This is a genomic window from Tardiphaga sp. GW821-FHT12E02, from assembly GCF_058807155.1.
This window is the reverse complement of sequence record NZ_JBXAQK010000001.1, coordinates 4,790,897-4,811,695: the sequence shown is the minus strand read 5'-3', so window position 1 is coordinate 4,811,695 and position 20,799 is coordinate 4,790,897. Positions and strand designations below refer to the sequence as shown.

15 protein-coding genes are annotated in these 20,799 nt (G+C 62.0%); 11 read left to right on the top strand and 4 right to left on the bottom strand.

Annotated features, from left to right (window positions below):
* Positions 1-206 precede the first annotated feature (206 nt).
* The 9 genes from AC1RQ5_RS22850 (at position 207) to AC1RQ5_RS22810 (ending at position 16,843) form a co-directional block, all read left to right on the top strand.
* Complete coding sequence (locus tag AC1RQ5_RS22850) at positions 207-2,066, top strand: flagellar hook-basal body complex protein (RefSeq protein WP_493201992.1); 1,860 nt, start codon at positions 207-209, stop codon at positions 2,064-2,066.
* 57 nt (positions 2,067-2,123) lie between these two features.
* Positions 2,124-3,995, top strand: a complete 1,872-nt coding sequence (gene flgK, locus AC1RQ5_RS22845) for a flagellar hook-associated protein FlgK (RefSeq protein ID WP_493201990.1) — start codon at positions 2,124-2,126, stop codon at positions 3,993-3,995.
* 7 nt (positions 3,996-4,002) lie between these two features.
* Positions 4,003-5,595: a flagellin gene (locus tag AC1RQ5_RS22840; RefSeq protein ID WP_493201988.1), complete on the top strand. Its 1,593-nt coding sequence runs from the start codon at positions 4,003-4,005 to the stop codon at positions 5,593-5,595.
* Positions 5,596-6,342: 747 nt separating this feature from the next.
* On the top strand, positions 6,343-8,739 hold the full coding sequence (locus AC1RQ5_RS22835; protein WP_493201986.1) for a flagellin N-terminal helical domain-containing protein: 2,397 nt from the start codon (positions 6,343-6,345) through the stop codon (positions 8,737-8,739).
* Positions 8,740-9,127: 388 nt separating this feature from the next.
* The gene (locus tag AC1RQ5_RS22830; RefSeq protein WP_493201984.1) at positions 9,128-12,601 is read left to right on the top strand and encodes a flagellin N-terminal helical domain-containing protein; all 3,474 of its coding nucleotides are present in this window, start codon (positions 9,128-9,130) and stop codon (positions 12,599-12,601) included.
* A gap of 386 nt (positions 12,602-12,987) precedes the next feature.
* The gene (locus AC1RQ5_RS22825) at positions 12,988-15,438 is read left to right on the top strand and encodes a flagellin N-terminal helical domain-containing protein (RefSeq protein WP_493201982.1); all 2,451 of its coding nucleotides are present in this window, start codon (positions 12,988-12,990) and stop codon (positions 15,436-15,438) included.
* A gap of 200 nt (positions 15,439-15,638) precedes the next feature.
* Positions 15,639-16,016: a flagellar biosynthesis repressor FlbT gene (flbT, locus tag AC1RQ5_RS22820; protein ID WP_398483147.1), complete on the top strand. Its 378-nt coding sequence runs from the start codon at positions 15,639-15,641 to the stop codon at positions 16,014-16,016.
* Between the two features lie 4 nt (positions 16,017-16,020).
* Positions 16,021-16,389, top strand: a complete 369-nt coding sequence (gene flaF, locus AC1RQ5_RS22815) for a flagellar biosynthesis regulator FlaF (RefSeq protein ID WP_398483149.1) — start codon at positions 16,021-16,023, stop codon at positions 16,387-16,389.
* A gap of 94 nt (positions 16,390-16,483) precedes the next feature.
* Positions 16,484-16,843 (top strand): hypothetical protein, encoded by a 360-nt coding sequence (locus tag AC1RQ5_RS22810; RefSeq protein ID WP_398483151.1) that lies wholly within the window; start codon positions 16,484-16,486, stop codon positions 16,841-16,843.
* 3 nt (positions 16,844-16,846) lie between these two features.
* On the opposite strand, the gene AC1RQ5_RS22805 is transcribed toward AC1RQ5_RS22810, so the two are convergent.
* The 4 genes from AC1RQ5_RS22805 to AC1RQ5_RS22790 form a co-directional block, all read right to left on the bottom strand.
* Positions 16,847-17,233 (bottom strand): hypothetical protein, encoded by a 387-nt coding sequence (locus AC1RQ5_RS22805; RefSeq protein ID WP_398483153.1) that lies wholly within the window; start codon positions 17,231-17,233, stop codon positions 16,847-16,849.
* Between the two features lie 213 nt (positions 17,234-17,446).
* Positions 17,447-17,941, bottom strand: a complete 495-nt coding sequence (locus AC1RQ5_RS22800) for a hypothetical protein (protein WP_493201979.1) — start codon at positions 17,939-17,941, stop codon at positions 17,447-17,449.
* Between the two features lie 17 nt (positions 17,942-17,958).
* Entirely contained in the window at positions 17,959-18,348 is a 390-nt protein-coding gene (gene flgJ, locus AC1RQ5_RS22795) for a flagellar assembly peptidoglycan hydrolase FlgJ (protein WP_398483157.1), read from the bottom strand.
* Positions 18,348-19,472, bottom strand: a complete 1,125-nt coding sequence (locus tag AC1RQ5_RS22790) for a flagellar basal body P-ring protein FlgI (RefSeq protein WP_493201978.1) — start codon at positions 19,470-19,472, stop codon at positions 18,348-18,350. Before AC1RQ5_RS22790 ends, flgJ begins: the two co-directional genes overlap by 1 nt.
* 330 nt (positions 19,473-19,802) lie before the next feature.
* Here AC1RQ5_RS22790 and AC1RQ5_RS22785 point away from each other — a divergent pair, with 330 nt between their 5' ends.
* Both AC1RQ5_RS22785 and dksA read left to right on the top strand, forming a co-directional pair.
* Positions 19,803-20,213 (top strand): flagellar assembly protein FliX, encoded by a 411-nt coding sequence (locus AC1RQ5_RS22785; RefSeq protein ID WP_493201976.1) that lies wholly within the window; start codon positions 19,803-19,805, stop codon positions 20,211-20,213.
* Between the two features lie 203 nt (positions 20,214-20,416).
* Positions 20,417-20,782 carry an RNA polymerase-binding protein DksA gene (gene dksA, locus AC1RQ5_RS22780; RefSeq protein ID WP_398477174.1) on the top strand — a complete coding sequence of 122 codons (366 nt, stop codon included), beginning with the start codon at positions 20,417-20,419 and terminating at the stop codon, positions 20,780-20,782.
* Positions 20,783-20,799 lie beyond the last annotated feature (17 nt).

The following is a 20,799-nucleotide window of genomic DNA, read 5'->3' as shown; positions in this document are numbered from 1 at the left end:
CGGCACCCTGCAAAATCAGGCGCGTATCCGGCAAATATTTCCCCGCTAGGCAATTGTGCCCTGGTCTCTGGACCGGGGTATTTTCGTTAGTGCACTGATTTGTCTCACTTATTTCGCTTGGCACGGGCCTTGCGACATCGCCTCCAGCAGCGGCCATCATTTTTGGCATCACCCCGGTAGGCCGCCCGGAAGTTGGAGACGATGTAATGGGTATCTTCGGCGCTCTCACCACCTCGGTTGCGGGCCTGCGGGCGAACTCCTACGCGCTGGAAAACATCTCCGGCAACATCGCCAACTCGCAAACGACCGCTTTCAAGCGGATCGATACCAGCTTCACCGATCTCATCCCCGATACGGGCAGCAATGCGCAGCTCGCGGGCAGCGTGAATGCGGGATCGCGCAGCACCAATACGGTGGGCGGCTCCGTGCAGTCCGCGTCGGTCGCGACCTACATGGCCATCAATGGCGACGGTTTTTTCGCGGTCCAGAAGCCGGGCAATGTCTCCGACTCCACGCCGATCTTTGACGGCGTCAACAAATACACCCGCCGCGGCGACTTCTCGCTCGACAAGAACGGCTATCTCGTCAACGGCGCCGGCTACTATCTGCAGGGCGTGAAGATCGACCCTTCGACGGGCAATCCGGCCGGCTCGACGCCGGAAGTGCTGCGCTTCCAGAACGACTTCCTGCCGTCGCAGGCGACAACCAAGATCGACTACCGCGCCAACCTTGCCAGCTATCCGCTGACGGCCGATCACCAGACGGCTGTCCCGGGCTCCGAATTGCTGCGGCCGGCAGACTATCTGTCCAATCCGCGAACGCTTGGTACTGCAGCGACGCCGTTCGGCAACACGGCGATTGCCGGCAATGCACGTAACAATGCCGCGACCACGCCCGTGCCGATCTCGACAAGCACCGGCCTGGTCACCACGGCTGGTTCCGATACGCTGACCGCAGGCTTTGCGCATAACGACACGCTGGTGCTCAAGACCACCAATAATGGCGTGACGACCACCAATACGATCCAGTTCTACGATCCGGCAGTGACACCGACGCCGACCCCGGTGACGGGCACAACCTATGTCGATCTGAGCACCGCCACGGTGGGAAGCCTGCTCGGCACGATCGACGGGCTGACCGGGACGAGCACGGGATCCTCGATCTCGTCGACCGGCGTGGTGACGCTGAATTCCGGCACGGCCAATGACTTCACGCTGGCCGCAGGCTCATCGACGACTGCCGTCGCCGCATTCCAGGCCATGGGCTTCTCCGGCACAATCACTGGCCTGCGTTCGGGCGGTGGCACGTCGGGCACCGGCGTCGTGATCGGCAGCGACAGCCAGACCTTCCTCGATCAGTCGATCGCCGGCGGTGCGACCACCGCTTATGACGGCAATGGTGCGCCGGTCAGCCTGCAATTCCGCTGGGCCAAGGTGGAGTCGGCGACGCAGGGCGGCACCGATACCTGGAACTTGTTCTACCAGACCAACCCTTCCGCCACGGGCGGGCAGGCGGCCTGGGTCAATGTGGGCACCGACTTCAAGTTTGGCCCGGATGGTCAGATGCAGCCGGTGGTGGGCCAGATCACGCTCACGGGCCTCACCGTGTCGGGCAAATCGCTCGGCAATGTCACCATGGCCTTCGGCACCGGCGGCCTCACGCAATTCGCCGACACCAACGGCAATGCGCAGGTCAACCAGCTGCAGCAGGACGGCTATGCCGCCGGCCAGCTCAAGAGCGTGTCGGTGAGCAATGAAGGCCGCGTGGTCGGCAGCTATTCCAACGGCCGCAACATCGACCTCGCGGAAGTCTCGATCGCCACCTTCAACGGCGCCAACTTCCTCAAGCGCATCGATGGCGGTGCGTTCGAAGTGACCAATGAATCCGGTGAAGCACTGTACGGCAAGGGCGGCAGCATTTCCGGCTCGTCGCTGGAATCGTCGAACACCGACATCGCTGACGAATTCACCAAACTCATCATCACGCAGCAGGCCTATTCGGCCAACACCAAGGTGATCACCACTACGAACACCATGGTGCAGGATCTGCTGAACGTGATGCGCTAACGCCATAGGCCGCTTCGGCGGCCGTTCTTCCGTGAACCTTGAGAGCGACAGTTTGTCATGAGTCTGAACACCGCACTCTCCATCGCCATGGCCGGCCTGCGGGCAAACCAGGCCGGGCTTGCGCTTGTCTCGTCGAATGTCGCCAATGCGGAAACGCCTGGCTATATCCGCAAGGCCACGGACCAGATCGCCGTTACTGCCGGCGACGGCAGCAGCGTTCGCACCATCGGTGTCAATCGCGAACTCGATCAATACATTCTCGCGCAGCTCCGCACGGAGACATCGGGAGCGGGTTATGCATCGCTGAGGTCGAGCTATCTGCAGCAAATGCAGAGCCTCTACGGCGATCCCGGTTCGGTCGGTTCGCTGGAATATTCGTTCAACGCGCTCACCTCTGCGGTGCAGGCGCTGTCGACGAGTGCCGACAGTTCATCGGCGCGCATCGGCGTGCTCAATGCCGCCAAGACGCTGGCGCAGCAGTTGAACTCGATGACGCAGGGGATTCAGAACCTGCGCAGCGGTGCCGAGAACGGCATCAAGGATTCCGTCACCACCGCCAACAATCTGATGAAGCAGATTGCGACCATCAACAATCAGTTGACGGCCAATCCGCTCGGCGGCACGTCCACCGACGCCAATACGGCAGCGCTGCTGGACCAGCGCGACCAGTATGTCAATCAGCTCTCGCAGTTGATGGATATCCGCGTCACCACCAATGGCGCCAACCAGGTGACGGTGTTCACCGGCTCTGGCGTGCAGCTGGTCGGAAACACGGCAGCGACGCTGCGCTTCGATGCGCAGGGAACTGTTTCAGCTGGTACCGCATGGAATGCCGATCCCTCGAAGAGCACGCTCGGTTCGGTCGTGATCGACCTGCCGAACGGTGGCTCCATCGACCTGACCGCGACCGGTGCGATCAAATCCGGCACCATTGCGGCCTATACGGAGCTGCGCGACAAGACCCTCGTCGAGGCGCAGAACCAGCTCGACCAATTCGCGGCATCGATCTCCAGCGCGCTGTCCGACAAGACCACGGTCTCGCCGGCCCCGGTGGCGCCGGCGACCGACTATGCGCTCGATGCGTCGAAGCTGCTCGCGGGCAACACGATCAATCTCACATACACCGATGCGGCGACGGGCAAGCAGCAACAGATCTCACTGATGCGGGTCGATACGCCCGACGCGCTGCCGTTGAAGGATACGGCGACCGCCAATCCCAATGACAAAGTGATCGGGATCGATTTCTCGCAGGGCACCGCCGGCATCCTGAACCAGATCAACAGTGCGCTCGGCGGCAGTGTCACCTTCAGCGGGACATCGCTATCGTCGCTGTCGGTCACCAGCAATCCAGCCTTTGCAGCGATCAACAATCTGTCCACGACGGTGACGCAGCCGCCGGGCACGCTGGCCGATGGCAGCGCGCAGTTCTCGCTGTTCACCGATAACGGCTCCGCCTATAGCGGCGCAGTCGGTGCCAACGGATCGCAGATGACCGGCCTGGCCGGTCGCCTCACGGTGAATAACGCGCTGGTCGCAGATCCGTCCAAACTCGTCACTTACAGCTCCTCGACCCTGGCCGGCGACACTACACGGTCGTCCTTCATGCTGAACCAGCTCACCAATGCGAGCTTCACTTACGGCGCGCAGACCGGCACCGGCAGCACGAATGCGCCGTTCACCGGCAATCTGCTCAGCTATATGCGGCAGTTCGTCAGCCAGCAGGGCTCCGCGGCGGAGTCGGCCAAGCAACTGGCCGATGGCCAGAACGTGGTGCTGAACACGCTGGACAAGAAGATGTCGGACTCGTCGGGCGTCAATATGGACGACGAGATGGCGCATCTCCTCGCATTGCAGAACGCCTATTCGGCCAATGCGCGGGTGATGTCGACCGTGAACGAATTGTACAAATCCCTGATGAACGCATTCTGAGGCCATCATGACAATCAGCGGCGTTGGCGGGCGTACCTCCTATATCGGCACCGGCATTCTCAATCTGCGCAGTCAGCTCGACACGCTGACGCAGCAGCTGTCGAGCGGCAAGATCGGCAACACCTATTCCGCGCTCGGCAGCGGCGCCAGCCTGTCGATCGCGCTACGCGCGCAGATCACGACGGTGGCGTCCTATGCCGACACGGCCACCAATCTCAATACGCGGATCGGCGTCGCCAACCTGTCGCTGCAGCGGCTGGTGGCGATCGGCACGGAAGTGAAGGGGGCCGCCGTCAGCGCCGGCGGCAATTTCGACAATACCGGCCAGACGCCTGGACAGAAGACGGCATCGCTGAACTTCTTCGACAGCGTCGACATGCTCAACGCCCGATCGGGCGACCGTTATCTGTTCTCGGGTCGCGCCACCGATACGGCGCCGGTGGCGCCGGCCGACCAGATCATGAATGGCAATGGCGCTGCGATTGCCGGCCTCAAGCAGGTGATCGCCGAGCGCAACACGGCCGATCTCGGTGTCAACAATAACGGCCGTGTCGGCACCACCGTTGGTGCGCCGACCACGACCACGGTGGCCATCACCGAAGAAGACATGACGCCCGCACCGCCCGCGGCTGCGTCGCCATTCGGCATGAAGGTGGCCAGCATCTCCACCACGATCGCCGGCGCATCGGTGACGCAGCCATCGGCCGCCACACCGCAGCAGAAGTCGATGTCGGTCAATCTCGGCACCAGCATGCCGCAGGTCGGCGACCAGGTGAAGGTCACGATGACCATGCCTGATGGCACCACGGAAGACATCGTGCTGACGGCGTCGGACAAGACACCGCTGCCAGCGAATTCCTTTGCCATCGGCGCGGCCGACCCGAGCGCGACGCCACCGGTGACGGCTGCGGAAGCCACCGCGATCAATCTGAATACGGCGCTCGGCAGCGCCATGAAGGATCTCGCCAATGGCCCGATGGTCGCCGCGTCCGCCATCGAGGCCGGCGAGAACTTCTTCGACCAGCCGCCGCTGCGGGTCGGCTCGACGCCGGCCGGCTCCGCCACCACGCTGGTCGCCGGCGATGCCAGCAATACCGTCATCTGGTACAATGGCGAGCAGGACAGCGCTGCCAATGGCGCGGCGCGCGGCGCCGCGGTGTCGCAGATCGATACGTCGATCACGGTGCAATATGGTGCCCGTGCGGATGAGCAGGCGCTGCGCAACCAGCTGCAGACCGTCGCCGTGTTCGCCGCGGTTGCCGTCGATGCGAACCGGCTGAGCGATCCCGATTACGCCAAGAGCGCCAATGCGCAGATCACGGCCTTGAACCAGCGCGTGGCGCAGAACCTCGCCGACGTGCCCGGCCAGCAGACGGTCGAGAACATCCAGGCCGACTTTGCGGGCGCACAGGCGGCGATCAAGTCGAGCACGGACCGCCAGGTGCAGACCAAGGCGATGGCGCAGACCATGCTCGACAGTATCGAGGGCATCAACAATGACGAGGTCGCCACCAAGATCCTGGCGCTGCAGACGGCGTTGCAGGCGTCGTATCAGACGACCTCGACGCTGTATCAGATGAGCCTCGTCAAATTCCTCTGATCCCAACAGGCGAGGGCGCTCGCCCCTGCGAACTGACAATGCGAAAAGAAGCCCGGCTCTTGCGAGTCGGGCTTCTTTCTTTGTGCGAACAAACCTTACATGGCATCCTAAGAATGTTTCTCTGATATCATTTTATCTAAGGTTGAATTCATGGTCTGACGCGTGATCGCTTCGTCGATTTTCGCGTTGCCGGCTACCGAAGCAGCACAGAAATACAACCTGAAAGACCGTGCGCTCATGTTGGAAATCGCGATGCGAACCACTGCGTCCTTCGCGAACTACCTGAATGATATGAGGAAAGTGAGTTCGCTGTGTCGAACGTCCTGAAGCGCATCAAGTAGTATGGTTGTATATATGCACCCTTAGGGCGTGAATTGGCCTATTCCTGCAGTGGTTTCGCGAATTCGCCGACTGCAGATGCGCGCGCAAAATTAATCGCGTGAAGCCTGGTTAAGGATCCCTCTCGACGCATGCCGAAAGCACAACCGCTTCGGTTGTCAGGTACCTCAATCATGCGCGTGGTATCTGCATCCACATATCGCGAAAGCGATTGATACGATTACGGAAAGCCTGAATTTCAAGCGGTTCGCAGCGTTTTGAAAAGGGGGCGTTGTGGTAGTTTTATGCACCTACAACGGGTGTTGAATCTGCGCGATTGGTTTTACGCATTGTTAGAGTCTGAAGTTCATCGTCGCCGCCGTCGATCAAGAAGATCGTTGTTTCAGTTTACCAGGAAGGTAACCAAACATGTCCGGCATTACACTCTCGTCGTCCGTCCGTCAGAACCTGCTCTCGCTGCAGTCGACTGCTGATCTGCTCTCCACCACGCAGAACCGCCTCGCGACCGGCAACAAGGTCAACTCGGCGCTCGACAATCCCACCAACTTCTTCACTGCCCAGTCGCTGAACAATCGCGCCAGCGACATCAACAACCTGCTCGATGGTATCGGCAACGGCGTCCAGATCATTCAGGCTGCCAACACCGGCATCACCTCGCTGCAGAAACTCGTCGACTCCGCGAAGTCGATCGCCAACCAGGCTCTCCAGGCCACCGTTGGTTACGCTAAGTCGAGCGCTGTTGGCGCAGAATCCGGCGCCACGGCGTCTAACCTGCTCGGCACCAGCGCAGCCACCACCAGCTCGGTGACCGGCTCGGTCAAGCTCAACAACATCTCCGAGACCTTCACCGCCGGCTTCAGCGCACTCGGCACTGCGGTCACAAGCAACACGCAGGGTGCCTATGTCGCTCCGGTGGCAACGGGTAATGCCGTTACCGGCATCACCGACACGGCCGTCGATACGCTCAGCGATCTCGGTACGCCGCCCACCGTTGGCCAGTCCATTACGGTCGGCTCGACGACCTTCTCGGTCGTTGCGACCGGTGCGAACGCTTCCCAGATCGGTCTCGATGAAACCATCGACGACGTTCTCACCAAGCTCGGCACTGCTTCGGGTGGTACGGCTACCTTCAACACCACCACCAACAGGTTCTCGATCACTGGCACCACGGCTGGCAGCTTGTCGATCGGTGGCACCGCCGCAACCGCCTTCGGTTACAGTGCGACCACAACGCCCTACGCCCGCACCAATGCGCCGCACACGCCAACCGGCGTGACGACCGCTTCGCTGCTGGCTCAGACGGCGTCGCCGACGTCGAACGGTTTCGCTACGCCGTTCACCACGTCTGATACGATCACCGTCAACAACACCACGATCAACTTCTACGACTCGGGTGCAGGTCAGCCGACCCCGCCGGCGCTCGCGAACAACGTGTATCTCGATCTCGCCAGCACGACGGTTGCCAACCTGAAGACGGCGATCGATACCGCCAGCGGCGGTTCGCTGTCGGTCAACGCCCAGGGCCAGTTCCGGCTCGCCACGGGTACCGCCACCGACGTTACCCTGGGCGGAACGGGTGCCGGCAAGCTCGGTCTGGCCACCGGCACGATCGCACGTACCTCGGCTCCGGCCGTCGCTGCGCCGATCACTGGTGCCACCACGCTGAAGGGCGCTGTCGGCACCAACTCGCTGACCGCGAACTTCACGTCGTCCGACCAGATCACGGTCAACGGCAAGACGATCGCGTTCTACGACTCGACGCTCGGCGAAACGGATCCGCTGGCGACCAACACGACCTCGTTCGACCTCGCAACTGCGGATGTCGCCGACGTTCTCGCGCAGATCGATATCTACAGCGGCAACACCGGTACGGCTTCGTCGATTTCGGGCGGCAAGGTACAGCTGAACGCTGGTTCCCTCGCTGATCTCACCCTCGGTGGCACCACCGGCACGCTGGCCAAGCTCGGCCTGACTGCTGGCGTCACTGACAAGAGCAAGGCAGCCGGCAGCAGCCTGTCGGGTCAGACCCTGACGGTCGGTGCGACCGGTGGCGGCACCGCCACCAACATCACCTTCGGCACTGGCGATGGCCAGGTCAGCACGCTGAACGAACTGAACGCGGCTCTGTCGGCCAACAACCTGCAGGCTTCGATCAGCTCGACCGGCAAGCTCACGCTGACCACGACCAACGATGCGGCCTCGTTCGATCTGGGCCTGATCGGTGGCACCGTGACCGGCACCGGCGGCATCTTCGAAGGCGTTTCGACGACCCCTGCGGTTGCCGATGCTGCTTCGCAGGCCACTCGCGCCAGCTTCGTGACCCAGTTCAACCAGGTCATCGACAACATCCGCACCACTGCGCAGGACTCGTCCTTCAACGGCGTCAACCTGCTCAACGGTGACACCCTGTCGCTGACCTTCAACGAAACCGGCAAGTCGAAGCTCGACATCTCGGGCGTCAGCTTCGGTCCGGACGGTCTGGGTCTGTCGGCTCTGAAGTCCGGCACCGACTTCATCGACAACGCGTCGACGAACAAGGTTCTGGCCAGCCTGACCGCTGCCAGCTCGCAGCTCCGCTCGCAGGCTTCGGCCTTCGGTTCGAACCTCTCGATCGTGCAGATGCGTCAGGACTTCTCGAAGAACCTGATCAACGTGCTGCAGACCGGTGCGTCGAACCTGACGCTCGCCGACACGAACGAGGAAGCGGCCAACAGCCAGGCGCTGTCGACCCGCCAGTCGATCGCCGTCTCCTCGCTCGCGCTGGCCAACCAGTCGCAGCAGGGCGTGCTCCAGCTGCTCCGCTAAGCGCAGCTCAAGAACCGAACCAGAAAGCGGCGGGGGAAACCCCGCCGCTTTTTTTCGTTGTGCAAAAGGCAGCCCTCGGGCTGCCTTTTGTCGTTCCATGCGTCAGGGCAGCCTTCGGGCTGCCCTTTTTCGTTAAGAAGACCTTGGTTGAGTGGATTCCCGTTTACCATTCGCGGGACGGGCTATTTGGCCAAATTATTTTTACAACTACAGCGGGACAATATAAGTCGTTGATATCGCGATCGCTTTCAGGTGTTTATGTAGTGTGTTTACACCCTAAGGCTTCAAAATCTGCCTCTTATTTTACCAACTCTTAAGCTGAGACGCCTCATCCTACCACCTGAGCCCAAGAAGGGCCCAGTTGTGTCTACTAGGAAGGTATCAAAGTATGTCCAGCATCACCCTTTCGGCCTCTGTGCGTCAGAACCTGATGTCCCTGCAGTCCACCGCCGAATTGCTCTCCACTACCCAAGGTCGTCTTTCCAGCGGAAACAAAGTTAATTCCGCGCTGGATAACCCCACGAACTTCTTCACCGCGCAGTCGCTGAACTCGCGCGCAAGCGACATCAACAATCTGCTCGATGGCATCGGCAACGGCGTGCAGATCATCCAGGCGGCCAATACCGGCATCACCTCGCTGCAGAAGCTGGTGGACAGCGCCAAGTCGATCGCCAATCAGGCGCTGCAGACGACGGTCGGCTACACCAAGTCGAGCGCGACCGGCGCCGCCAACAAGGGCATCACTGCCAACGACCTGCTCGGCACCACCGCCGCCGTGACCAGCTCGGTCACCGGCACGCAGCTGGCCAACAACGTCTCCGCGACATTCGGCAATGCGATCGTGGCCGGCGCGTCGGTCGTCCATAGCGACTCGACGGTGGTGGTCTCGGGTGCGACCACCGGCAGCAGCGCCGCCCGCGTTGCCACCGACAATGCCGATACGGTCTTCACCGGCACCACGCTGACGAACGCCGCAGGCACCGCGGCCGCCGTCACCGGCGCCTCGACGCTGACCAATGCGGCCGGCTCTGCCACCCAGATCAATCTGGCGGCGCTGGATGGCAAGACCATCAAGATCAACGACGTCAGCATCACCTTCGACTCGACCCCGGCGGCTGCGGGCATCACCGGCGATGCGACCGACGGCTTCACCGTCGATATCTCGGCCAACTCGGCCGTGACGCTGGACCGTCTGCTCGAGACCTTCGATGTCGCCATGGGCAACACCGATGCGGCGCATAAGTCGTCCGTGGTCGGCGGTCAGGTGGTCCTGCACACCGGTGACGGCACGAAGAATGTCGACTTTACGGGTTCGCTCACCGCCGATCTGAATGCGCTCGGCCTCGGCACGGCGATCTCGACGACCGGCCCGCTGGCTCTGACCAACGCAGTCGGTGCGCCTCTCGATACGGTGTTCACCGGTGGCGCGAAGAATGCCACCGACGGCACGGCGATCGATGCTGCTACCACGCTGGCTGGCACAGCCACGTCTAACTCGATCGACCTTTCCACGCTGACTGGCCAGACTTTGACGATCAATGGCGTCGCGCTTCGTTTCGTCGATGCGACGACGACCGCCATCGTCGGAGACAACGCCGCAGGCTACGACGTCAACGTCGGGACAGGGTCCACGGCGACGATGGCGGATTTGCTCGGTACGATCGACTCGGCGATGGGCAATGGCAGCACCGACCACACGACCCTGACGGCTGCCGGCGCGATCGAAATCCACACCGGCAACGCGAATGCGGTCACCATCGGCCGAAGCGCGGGCTTTACCAATGCGATGCTGACCACGCTCGGCCTCAACGCCTTGACGGACAGCACCGCCGCGCCGGTGACGATCAGCAACGCACCGGCCGCGCCGACTGCGCTCGCAGTCAATCACGCTGTCGGCCCGACCTCCACGATTGCCGCCAACAGCCTGCTGTCGGATATCGGTATCGCTGCCGGTCAGTCGCTCGTGATCAACGGCCAGACCATCACCTTCGGCAACACGCCTGCAACTGCGCCGTCTGCAACCGGCAACAACATCAACCTTGCCAGCGGCACGGTCCAGGATCTGCTCGACTCGATCAACGGGATCTTCGGCAGCGCCACCGGTCACGGTGTCGCCAGCTTCGGCACCGGCGCTGATGCCGGCAAGATCCTGCTCAATGGCGGCACGGCCAATGCAACGCTGACCGTTGCGGGTTCAGCAGGAGCGCTGACCTCGCTCGGCCTGACGGCGAACACCTTCAACCGCGTGGAAGCTCCGGCGACTGCTCAGCCGCCGATCACCGGCTCGACCAAGCTCTCGAACGCCACGGCAAGCCCGACCTCGAACGGTCTGGCCAATGACATCGTCAAGGGCGAGAAGATCACGGTCAACGGCAAGACGATCGAGTTCTACGACTCCTCGTCCACTGGCTCGAACATCGCCGCCGGCACCGACGTCGATACGACCTATCTCGATCTGGCGACGGCGACCGTCGATGATGTGCTCGGTGCGATCGATGACATCACCGGCGCCACCGGCACCAGCGCATCGAACGTTTCGACGGCGACTGGCACGGCCGGCAAGATCAATCTCAGCACCGGCACCACTGAAGACCTGGTTCTGGGCGACGTTCCGGTTGGTGCAGGGACTGCCGGCTCGGTGCTCGCCAAGCTCGGCCTGGTCGGTGGAACGACGGCGCGGGTGTCAACCCCGGCGACCGCTCCGGCGATCACCGGTGCGACCAAGCTGAGCGGCGAGGTGGGTGAAGACTCGCTGAAGACCAGCTTCGCTGTCGGCGACAAGATCACGGTCAATGGCACCGAGATCAGCTTCGTCGCCTCCGGCGCCACGGGCAACGATGTGAACATCACCGACAGCGTCGATGCGCTGCTGGCCAAGATCGATGTGATCAGCGGTGGCTCGGGCTCGAAGGTCGTCAACGGCAAGGTCCAGCTCAATGCTGGTAATGCCGCAGATCTCGTGATCAGCGACAACGGCGTCGGTCCGCTCGCGGGCTCGGTGCTGAAGAAGCTGGGCCTGGAAGCCGGCACCACCAAGAAGAGCTCGGCGATCGATCCCGGCCTGACCGGCAAGACCTTGACCATCGGTGCGACCGGCGGCGCCAAGGAGCCGATCACCATCACCTTCGGTACGGACGATGCGGCTGGCCAGGTCTCGACCCTCGACGAGCTGAACAAGAAGCTTGCCGCCAACAACATGCAGGCTTCGATCAGCACGACCGGCGCGATCACCCTGACCACGACCAACGATGCAGCCTCGGCCGATATCGGTGCGCTCGGCGGCACGGCGACCGATCCGGGCGGCATCTTCTCGGGCGTCACGGTGAACAACGCCGTGAAGGATCCGAACTCGCAGGCCACCCGCGCCAGCCTGGTCGCGCAGTACAATCAGGTCATCGACCAGATCAAGACGACCGCAGCCGACTCGTCCTTCAACGGCGTCAACCTGCTGTCGGGCGACACGCTGTCGCTGACCTTCAACGAAACCGGGACGTCGAAGCTCGACATCACCGGCGTCAACTTCGGACCGGAAGGTCTGGGTCTGTCGTCGCTGCTGTCGGGGACCGACTTCCTGGACAACGCGTCGGCCAACAAGATCCTCACCGGCCTCAACGATGCGTCGACCAAGCTGCGTTCGCAGGCATCGAGCTTCGGTTCGAATCTCTCGGTGGTGCAGATCCGTCAGAACTTCGCGAAGAACCTGATCAATGTGCTGCAGACCGGTGCGTCCAACCTGACGCTCGCTGACACGAACGAGGAGGCGGCCAACAGCCAGGCGCTGTCGACCCGCCAGTCCATTGCGGTCTCGTCACTTGCTCTGGCCAACCAGTCCCAGCAGGGGGTGCTGCAACTGCTCCGCTGATTCCTGCGGACCGGAAAGACTGACAGAACGCTGCAACGGCGGGGGAAACCCCGCCGTTGCAGGCGTTTTGGTGCGTTGTTGAGCCTGTTTGCAACGCTTTGAAGTTGCGCGATTTTTTCATTTTGGGACAGTTTGGGGCAAGCCTTAATAGGCTGTTAACCATATTTTAAATCGTCCGCGCGCATATTCGGCCTGAGCAGGAAGCAGGCAGGCCGAGAATCGGCCGTACTTGATCCGGTGACACCCCTCAGGGGTGCGTCGAGGTCCCTCTTCCAGAAGGGCGTTGAACATCACCGGCTGCATCGCTGCGACCTCGAGTCGTAGGCGGCTGCCATGCGGCGCGGACCTGAAGGTCCGGTCTCCGCAAGGAACAGGAAGGTCACAACATGTCAGGCGTAGTTCTCTCGGCGTCCGTTCGCCAGAATTTGCTCTCGCTGCAATCGACAGCCGATCTGTTGGCGACCACGCAAAGCCGGCTTGCCAGCGGCAAGAAGGTCAATTCCGCGCTCGACAACCCGACCAATTTCTTCACCGCCGCCGGCCTCGACAGCCGCGCAGGCGACATCAACAATCTGCTCGATGGCATCAGCAACGGCGTGCAGATCCTGCAGGCCGCGAATACCGGCATCACCTCGCTGCAGAAGCTGGTGGACACTGCGAAGTCGGTCGCCAACCAGGCGCTGCAGAGCAATGTCGGCTACACCAAATCATCGTTGACGACGCCGGCCAATGCCGGGGCCAATGCTGACAATATTCTGGGCGGCACCGGTATCGCCAGCGGCAGCATCGCCGGCTCGGTGCTCAACAACAATCACACCGGCGCGATCACGCCCGCGGTCAATGCAGGCAGCATCGTCAACAACAACCATCTCGGCGCCTATCAGAGCGCTGCGACGGTGGGTTCGGCGTTGAACAGCGACAATACCACGACGACCGCCCAGAATGGCTCGACCAATCTGTCGGGCACGGCAGGCGCGGGTTCGAACAATCTGGCCACTGCTTTCACCGCGAGCGACACCATCGTCGTCAACGGTACGACCATCGCCTTCAATTCGGGCGCCGGCACCACCGGTTCGGCGACTGCGGGCACGCTCTCGATCGACATCACGACTGGCGATGTGGACGAAGTTCTGGCTGCGATCAACGCGATCTCGGGCGGCACGTCATCCATCTCGGTTGGTGGCGCCATCACGCTGAATACGGGCACGACCAACGACCTGATCATCAGCGGCACCGGTCTTGCGAAGCTCGGTCTGACCGGCGGCACGACCAACCGCACCAATGCTGCGACGACCCCGGCGCCGATCACAGCCGGTACGCGTCTCGCTGGCACGGCGACCCCGACTTCCAACGCGCTGCCGACAGCGCTGACCACCACCGATACGATCACCGCGAACGGCCAGACCATCGCGTTCTTTGACAGCGGCGCGGGCGGCTCGGCCGGCAGTGCTGCGAACACGACCTATCTCGATCTTGCAACCGCCACGGTGCAGAGCGTTCTGACCGAGCTGGACACGATCACCGGTTCGGCCACTGGCGCCTCGACGGTGACGGTGGGTGGCCAGGTCAATGTGAGCACCGGTGTCGCTCAGGATCTCGTGCTTGGCGGCACAGGTCTCACCGCGCTGGGTCTCACCGGCGGCACGACCGCGCGGACCATCGCTCCCTCGACCCCGGCGCCGATCACCGCTGCCAGCAAGCTCAGCGGTACCGCCGGTCCGACGACGAGCGCGCTGACCACACAGTTCACCGCGACCGATACACTCGTCATCAACGGCAAGACGATCTCGTTCAACAACGGCACCGGCACCGTCGGCAGTGCGGTCTCGGGCACGCTGTCGATCGATATCACCACCGGCACCGTGAACGACATCCTGCAGGCGGTCGATGCGATCACCGGCGGCACCGGTTCCGTCGTCTCGACGGCCGGTATCGTGACGCTGCAGACGGGCGTGGCGTCGGACCTGACGCTTGGCGGCAACGCGCTCGCGAAGCTCGGTCTCACCACCGGCACGTTCCAGCGCACGCCAGCAACGGGTGGCCTCAGCGGCCAGACGCTGACGATTGCTGCGACCACGACGAACACCACCGCGACGAACATCACCTTCGGTACCAATCCCGGCCAGGTCTCGACGCTGGCGCAGCTGAACGCGGCATTGCTGCCGAACAATCTGCAGGCGGTGATCTCCACCACCGGCGCGATCACGATCACGACGTCGAACGACGCGGCATCGTCGACCATCGGTGTGATCGGCGGCTCGGCCACCACCACGGGCAACCTGTTCAACGGCCTCAACCCGACCGTGCCGACACCGGATCCGGTGTCGATGTCGGCGCGTGCGCTGCTGGTGGAGCAGTACAACAACATCGTCAACCAGATCACCACGACGTCGCAGGATGCGTCGTATAACGGCATCAACCTGCTGAACGGCGACACGCTGAAGCTGGTGTTCAACGAGACCGGCAAGTCGACGCTGAACATTCCCGGCGTGACGCTGTCGCCGGAAGGTCTCGGCCTGCCGGTGCTGCAGCGCGGCCTCGATCTGCTCGACAACAACTCCGCAAACGCGCTGCTGAGCCAGCTCAATGCCGCGAGCACGCGCCTGCGCTCGGAAGCATCGACGCTCGGTTCGAACCTTTCGATCGTGCAGATCCGTCAGGATTTTGCGAAGAACCTGATCAACGTGCTGCAGACCGGCTCGTCCAACCTAACGCTGGCCGACACCAACGAAGAAGCGGCCAACAGCCAGGCGCTGTCGACCCGTCAGTCGATCGCGGTCTCGGCGCTGGCGCTGGCCAACCAGTCGCAGCAGAGCGTGCTCAAGCTGCTCCAGTAAGGCTGGCGACAAAGCGAAAGACGTTGCGGACGGCGGGGGAAACCTCGCCGTTTGGCTTTCTGGATACGCTATTCGTGGGTGCGCCCGTGGTATTCGGATGACTGGATAAATAGCCGCAATCGTCGTATTTTGACGGTTCCGAAGGGTGTCGTGCCCGCGTGTACATGTCCGTTCTGCACAGACGGAAAGAGGAGATCGGAATGCCATTGCGAGTGGAGCTGAAGCCGGGTGAGCGAATCATCATCGGTCAAAGCGTGATCACCAATTCCGATACGCGCACGGCGTTCCTGATCGACGGCGATGCGCCGATCTTGCGCGAGAAGGATATTCTTACAGCTGACACGGCGAACACGCCGGTGAAGCGTATCTATCTCTGTGTGCAGATGATGTATCTCGAGAACGATATACCGGCGTATCAGGAACTCTATCTCGGTTTCATCAAGGAACTGATCGAAGCAGTGCCGAGCTATCGCGAGCCTCTTGGGGAAATTAGTAAGCTAATCTTAAGTGGCCAACTTTACAAAGCACTCAGGGAATTGCGTCCGCTGATGAAGCGGGAAGAAGATTTGCTGAGGTAGTTTCATGTCAATCGGTGCCAATGCCTACGCACGTACTGCTCAAACCACGGCATCACCGCGTGACATCGAAGCCCAGGCTCTTCTGAAAGCAGCACGCAAGCTGCAGGACGTGATGACCGATCTCGGCCACACCGACGCGCAGTTCGAAGAAGCGCTGCTCTTCAATCGCAAGCTCTGGTCGATCTTCGTCGGTGATGCGATGAATGACAGCAATCCCGAATCGATCGAGATCCGGCAGAACATCGCCAATATCGGCATCTTCGTGCTGACCCAGTGCGCTGCGTTGAAGCTGCAGCCGGACGCTACGAAGCTGCAGTCGATGATCGATATTAATCGGAACATCGCTGCCGGCCTCAGCGGCCGCGGTGCGTGATTGCCGGCGTAACGCGTTATTAACGCGCGCTGCTGCCTAGTGGCGCTGCATTTCGGCTGGCGCTTCCAGCCAATTCCAGATCGCGAGGACGGTCATGGCCGACGCACTCAGCATTCTTGCAACAGCGTACAAGACCACCACGCCGATCACGGCAGGCAAATACGTGCCGGTGGACGCCGATGCCTATAAAGGGAGCTGGAAGGGGACTTACGCCAACGGCAAGAAGTTCGAAATCGCCATCTCGCAGGTCAATGGCTTTCGCGCCCAAGTGCAGTACAAGAGCGAGGGAACCGTCAAGTATCAGCAGGTGCTGATCAAGGACAATTCCTTCCGCGTCGGCGATACCAAATTCCAGATGACGGCCGACAACAAGGCGACGATCAAAAACGTCGTGACGGACGCTGCCACCAACAGCACCTATCTCGATACGGCGTTCGCAATCCGCGACGTCTGACGCTCAGGCATTCCGATCGGTCTCGATCCGGCGATCATGAAGCATGGCATCCTGCTTCGCCGCGTCCATCGCCCGCAGATAGGCACGGGTGCGCAAGCGGGTTTCTTCCGGATACTGGTTGATGATCTGGTTGGTCTTCTTATCGACCGACACATAGACGATTTGCCCGGCATCGCGATCGATGATCACGCCCTTGGAAATGCGGTCGCTGTCCACCTGCTGATAGTTTGCGGGTGAGACATTGACATGCGAGACGCCAGGCGCGGCGGTGACGGTCTTGTCTGGCGGCAGCTGAGTCGGCACGGCTTCGCGCACCGCTTCTGGTACGGGCCGTGTCATCGCTGCAACAACCGGTGCCCCCACCGGCTTGATTAAATAGTCGGTACTCATGGTAGCCCTCCTGGCTCCACAGACGAATCCCGACCCCTTTCCCAAACGCCAAGAATACACCGGACGCATGAATCCGGTGCTTACTTCCAAACTAAGATTTGATTCAAATACGAGCGAAACCGTAGGGCGGATAAGGCGTAGCCATCATCCGCCGGCCGATTTAATCGCTGAAGCTCCGCGGCGGATGACGCTTCGCTGATCCGCCCTACCGTTTTACAGCGAGCGGCTCATGACGAGCGGCGTCATGTTGGCGCGGCCGGGCTGTGCTTGCCGGCCAGCGGCCGTATATGTCTGCGGGATATTGCGGCGCTGCATTTCCGCATTGACGCCGCGCACGATGCCTTCGGACATCGCATGTGCGGTGGCGAGCACGGTGAGATTGACCTGCAGCATCGCACGGAAGACATCGTGATGCTTGCGCAGTGCCTGCAGCAGATCGGGGGTCGTGCTGGCGAGATAGGTCTGGCTCATCTTCAGCAGCGTGATCATGGTGATGTAGCGCTTGGACATATCGGCCTTCGGCGGCTCCAGCTTGATCGCCTCACGGATATTGCCGGCGCGGACCAGTGCGGTTTCCTGCTCGATGATGGCGAGGAGATCGTTCATCACCTTCATCAGGCCGTCGGCGAGCTGACGCGCTTCCATCGGTGTCGCGACCGAACGTGGTGCTGCGATCGGAGCGGCTTGCTGGCGCAATGCGTTGTTCATGGCGGTGTCCTCTGCGATCAGTTGGCGGCAGGTGTTGCGGCCGATTTGCTCGTGGCCGCGTTGGTCGAGCCTTGGGCCTGCTGGATGATCAGTGAACGAAACACTTCATTGGAGATGCCGACGCCACCGGCCTTGGCGAAGGATTTCGAATATTCGTCGGTGAGCATCGAGCGCCACACGCCGGTGCCGGTGGTTTCGCCGAACGGGCCATCGCCCTTGATGCCCGAGGTCATCTGCGAAAACATCGAATTGAGAAACATCGCCTCGAAGTCTTCCGACTGCTTGCGCGTCTTGGCCTGCGCCTGCGGCGAGACTTTCTGCAACGCGTCGATCAGCGTCTGGTCGGGGCGGCCGTTGAGGGTGGGGTGCTTGGCCTGATAGGCGGCGGCTGCGTCGATGCCATACATCACATCACCTCGATATCGGCCTGGATGGCACCGGCAGCCTTGATGGCCTGCAGGATGCCGATCAGATCGCGCGGCCCGATACCGAGACCGTTGAGGCCATCGACGAGCTGCTGCAACGAGACGCCGTCCTTGACGATGGCGAATTTCTTGCCGTCCTCGGTGACACCGACGCGGGTCGATGGGGTTACGACCGTACGACCGTTGGAGAGCGGCGCAGGCTGGCTGACATTGGCGCTTTCCGAAATCGTGACGGTGAGATTGCCCTGGGCGACGGCGACGGTGGCGACACGCACGTCGCGGCCCATCACGATGATGCCGGAGCGCTCGTCGATGATGATCTTGGCAGCCAAATCAGGCTCGACCTGGAGCTGTTCGATTTCTGTGAGCAGCGCGACGACGTTGCCCTTGAACTCCGCCGGGATCGACATCTGCACGGTGGAAGGATCGATCGGCTCCGCCGTCTTGCTGCCGAGGAAGTCATTCACTGCGGCGGCGACACGCTTGGCGGTGGTGAAGTCCGGATTGCGCAGTGCGAGACGGACGTTCGGCAGCCGGTTCAGCGCAAACTCGATCTCGCGCTCGATGATGGCGCCATTGGCGATGCGGCCGACCGTCGGCACGCCGCGGGTGATGCTGGCGGCAGCGCCTTCGGCAGCAAAGCCGTTGATGGCCAGGGAGCCCTGGGCGACGGCATAGACATTGCCATCGGCGCCGAGCAGGGGAGTGACCAGCAGGGTGCCGCCGGTGAGGTTCTTGGCATCGCCGAGCGCTGACACGGTGACGTCCATGCGGGTGCCCTGGGTGCCGAAAGCGGGCAGGTTGCCGGTGACCATGACGGCAGCGACGTTACCGGTGCGCAGCGTCTGGCCGCGGATGTTCACGCCCATGCGCTCCAGCATCGCCTGCAGCGACTGCCGGGTGAAGGGAATGTTGTTGAGGGTGTCGCCGGTGCCGTTGAGGCCGACCACGAGGCCGTAGCCGATCAGCTGGTTCTGCCGAACGCCTTCGATATTCGCGAGATCCTTGATCCGCGAGGTCGCATGGCCCGATGCCATCGACAGCACAAGCGCACATAGCGCGGCGCAGGCCGTCTGATAGAATCGGATCGAAGTCAGGCTCGACATCCTCTGCTCCCCGCTGAGGTCTTTTTCACGCAGACATCGCCACTCCCATAGCGGTGTCCAGCATTAGCAATGCGAGCGCCGTGCCAGTCTTCGGGGTGCGGTCATCCTTATGAGTTTGCTGGGAAAAATATTATGCAGCGAGCTTCGCCCGGCGTCGGTGCCGAGTCGAAACTGCCGCTGCCGGCAGATTTTGCCGGGCCATTTACGTTTGATTAACCATAAACCGCGAGGGTGCAGACAGGGCCACCGGCTTCCGCTTTGCTTGTCGCGGGACTGGGATGTGGCCCCTGTGCGGACCGGAAATGGCCGCCATTTCGCTGGACCTTGCCGATGCGCATTTACGGACCCAACGGCACCACGCTCGGAACCCCTTCCTCGGGCACGAAGAAGACCGGTTCGGGAACCTTTTCGCTGCCTGACGCGGCTCCTGCGGCCGATGCGCGCCCGGCTGCGGCCCCCCGCGCCGCCAACAGCATCGATGCACTCATTGCCATGCAGAGCGTCGAGGACCCGACCGAGCGCCGCAAGAAGTCGGTGCAGCGCGGCCGCGGCGCACTTGATGTGCTCGACGAACTGAAGATCGGCCTGCTGTCCGGGGCGATCACGCCTGCCACCGTGGCGCGTCTGCGCACGGCTGCGGCGGACCTGAAAGCCACTTCGGGCGACCCCGGCCTCGACGCCGTGCTGTCCGAAATCGAGCTGCGGGTCGAGGTCGAACTCGCCAAGGCCGCGCGGACCTGAGCTTCGAAACTCTCCAGATCGCCAAAGTTCCAGTGGAGAACCCGGCCGGGTACAGGTCCGGCCAGTTCCTCGACGTTATTGTCTGTCACACGGCGTAGCTATATAAGCGCCGCGCGTCCGGGTATTTCCGGCGCCATGCAAGCATTGATGGATTGGCCTTGGACAAGACAAAGAGCTATCGCCCCTCCGATAAAGAGCCTTTCATGAACGACCGGCAGCGCGAGTACTTCCGCGGCAAGCTGCTGGCCTGGAAGGACGAGATTCTTCGCGAATCCAAGCTCACCCTGCAGACCCTGCAGGAAGAGAATGTGAACCATCCAGACCTCGCCGATCGCGCCTCGTCGGAAACCGACCGCGCCATCGAGCTGCGCGCGCGGGATCGCCAGCGCAAGCTGATCTCCAAGATCGACGCGGCGCTGCTACGCATCGAGGACAATAGCTACGGTTATTGCGAAGAGACCGGCGAGCCGATCTCGCTCAAGCGCCTCGAGGCCCGTCCGATCGCGACTCTCTCGGTGGAGGCCCAGGAGCGCCACGAGAAGCGCGAGAAGGTCTATCGCGACGAATAGGTCGCAAAAATTAACGG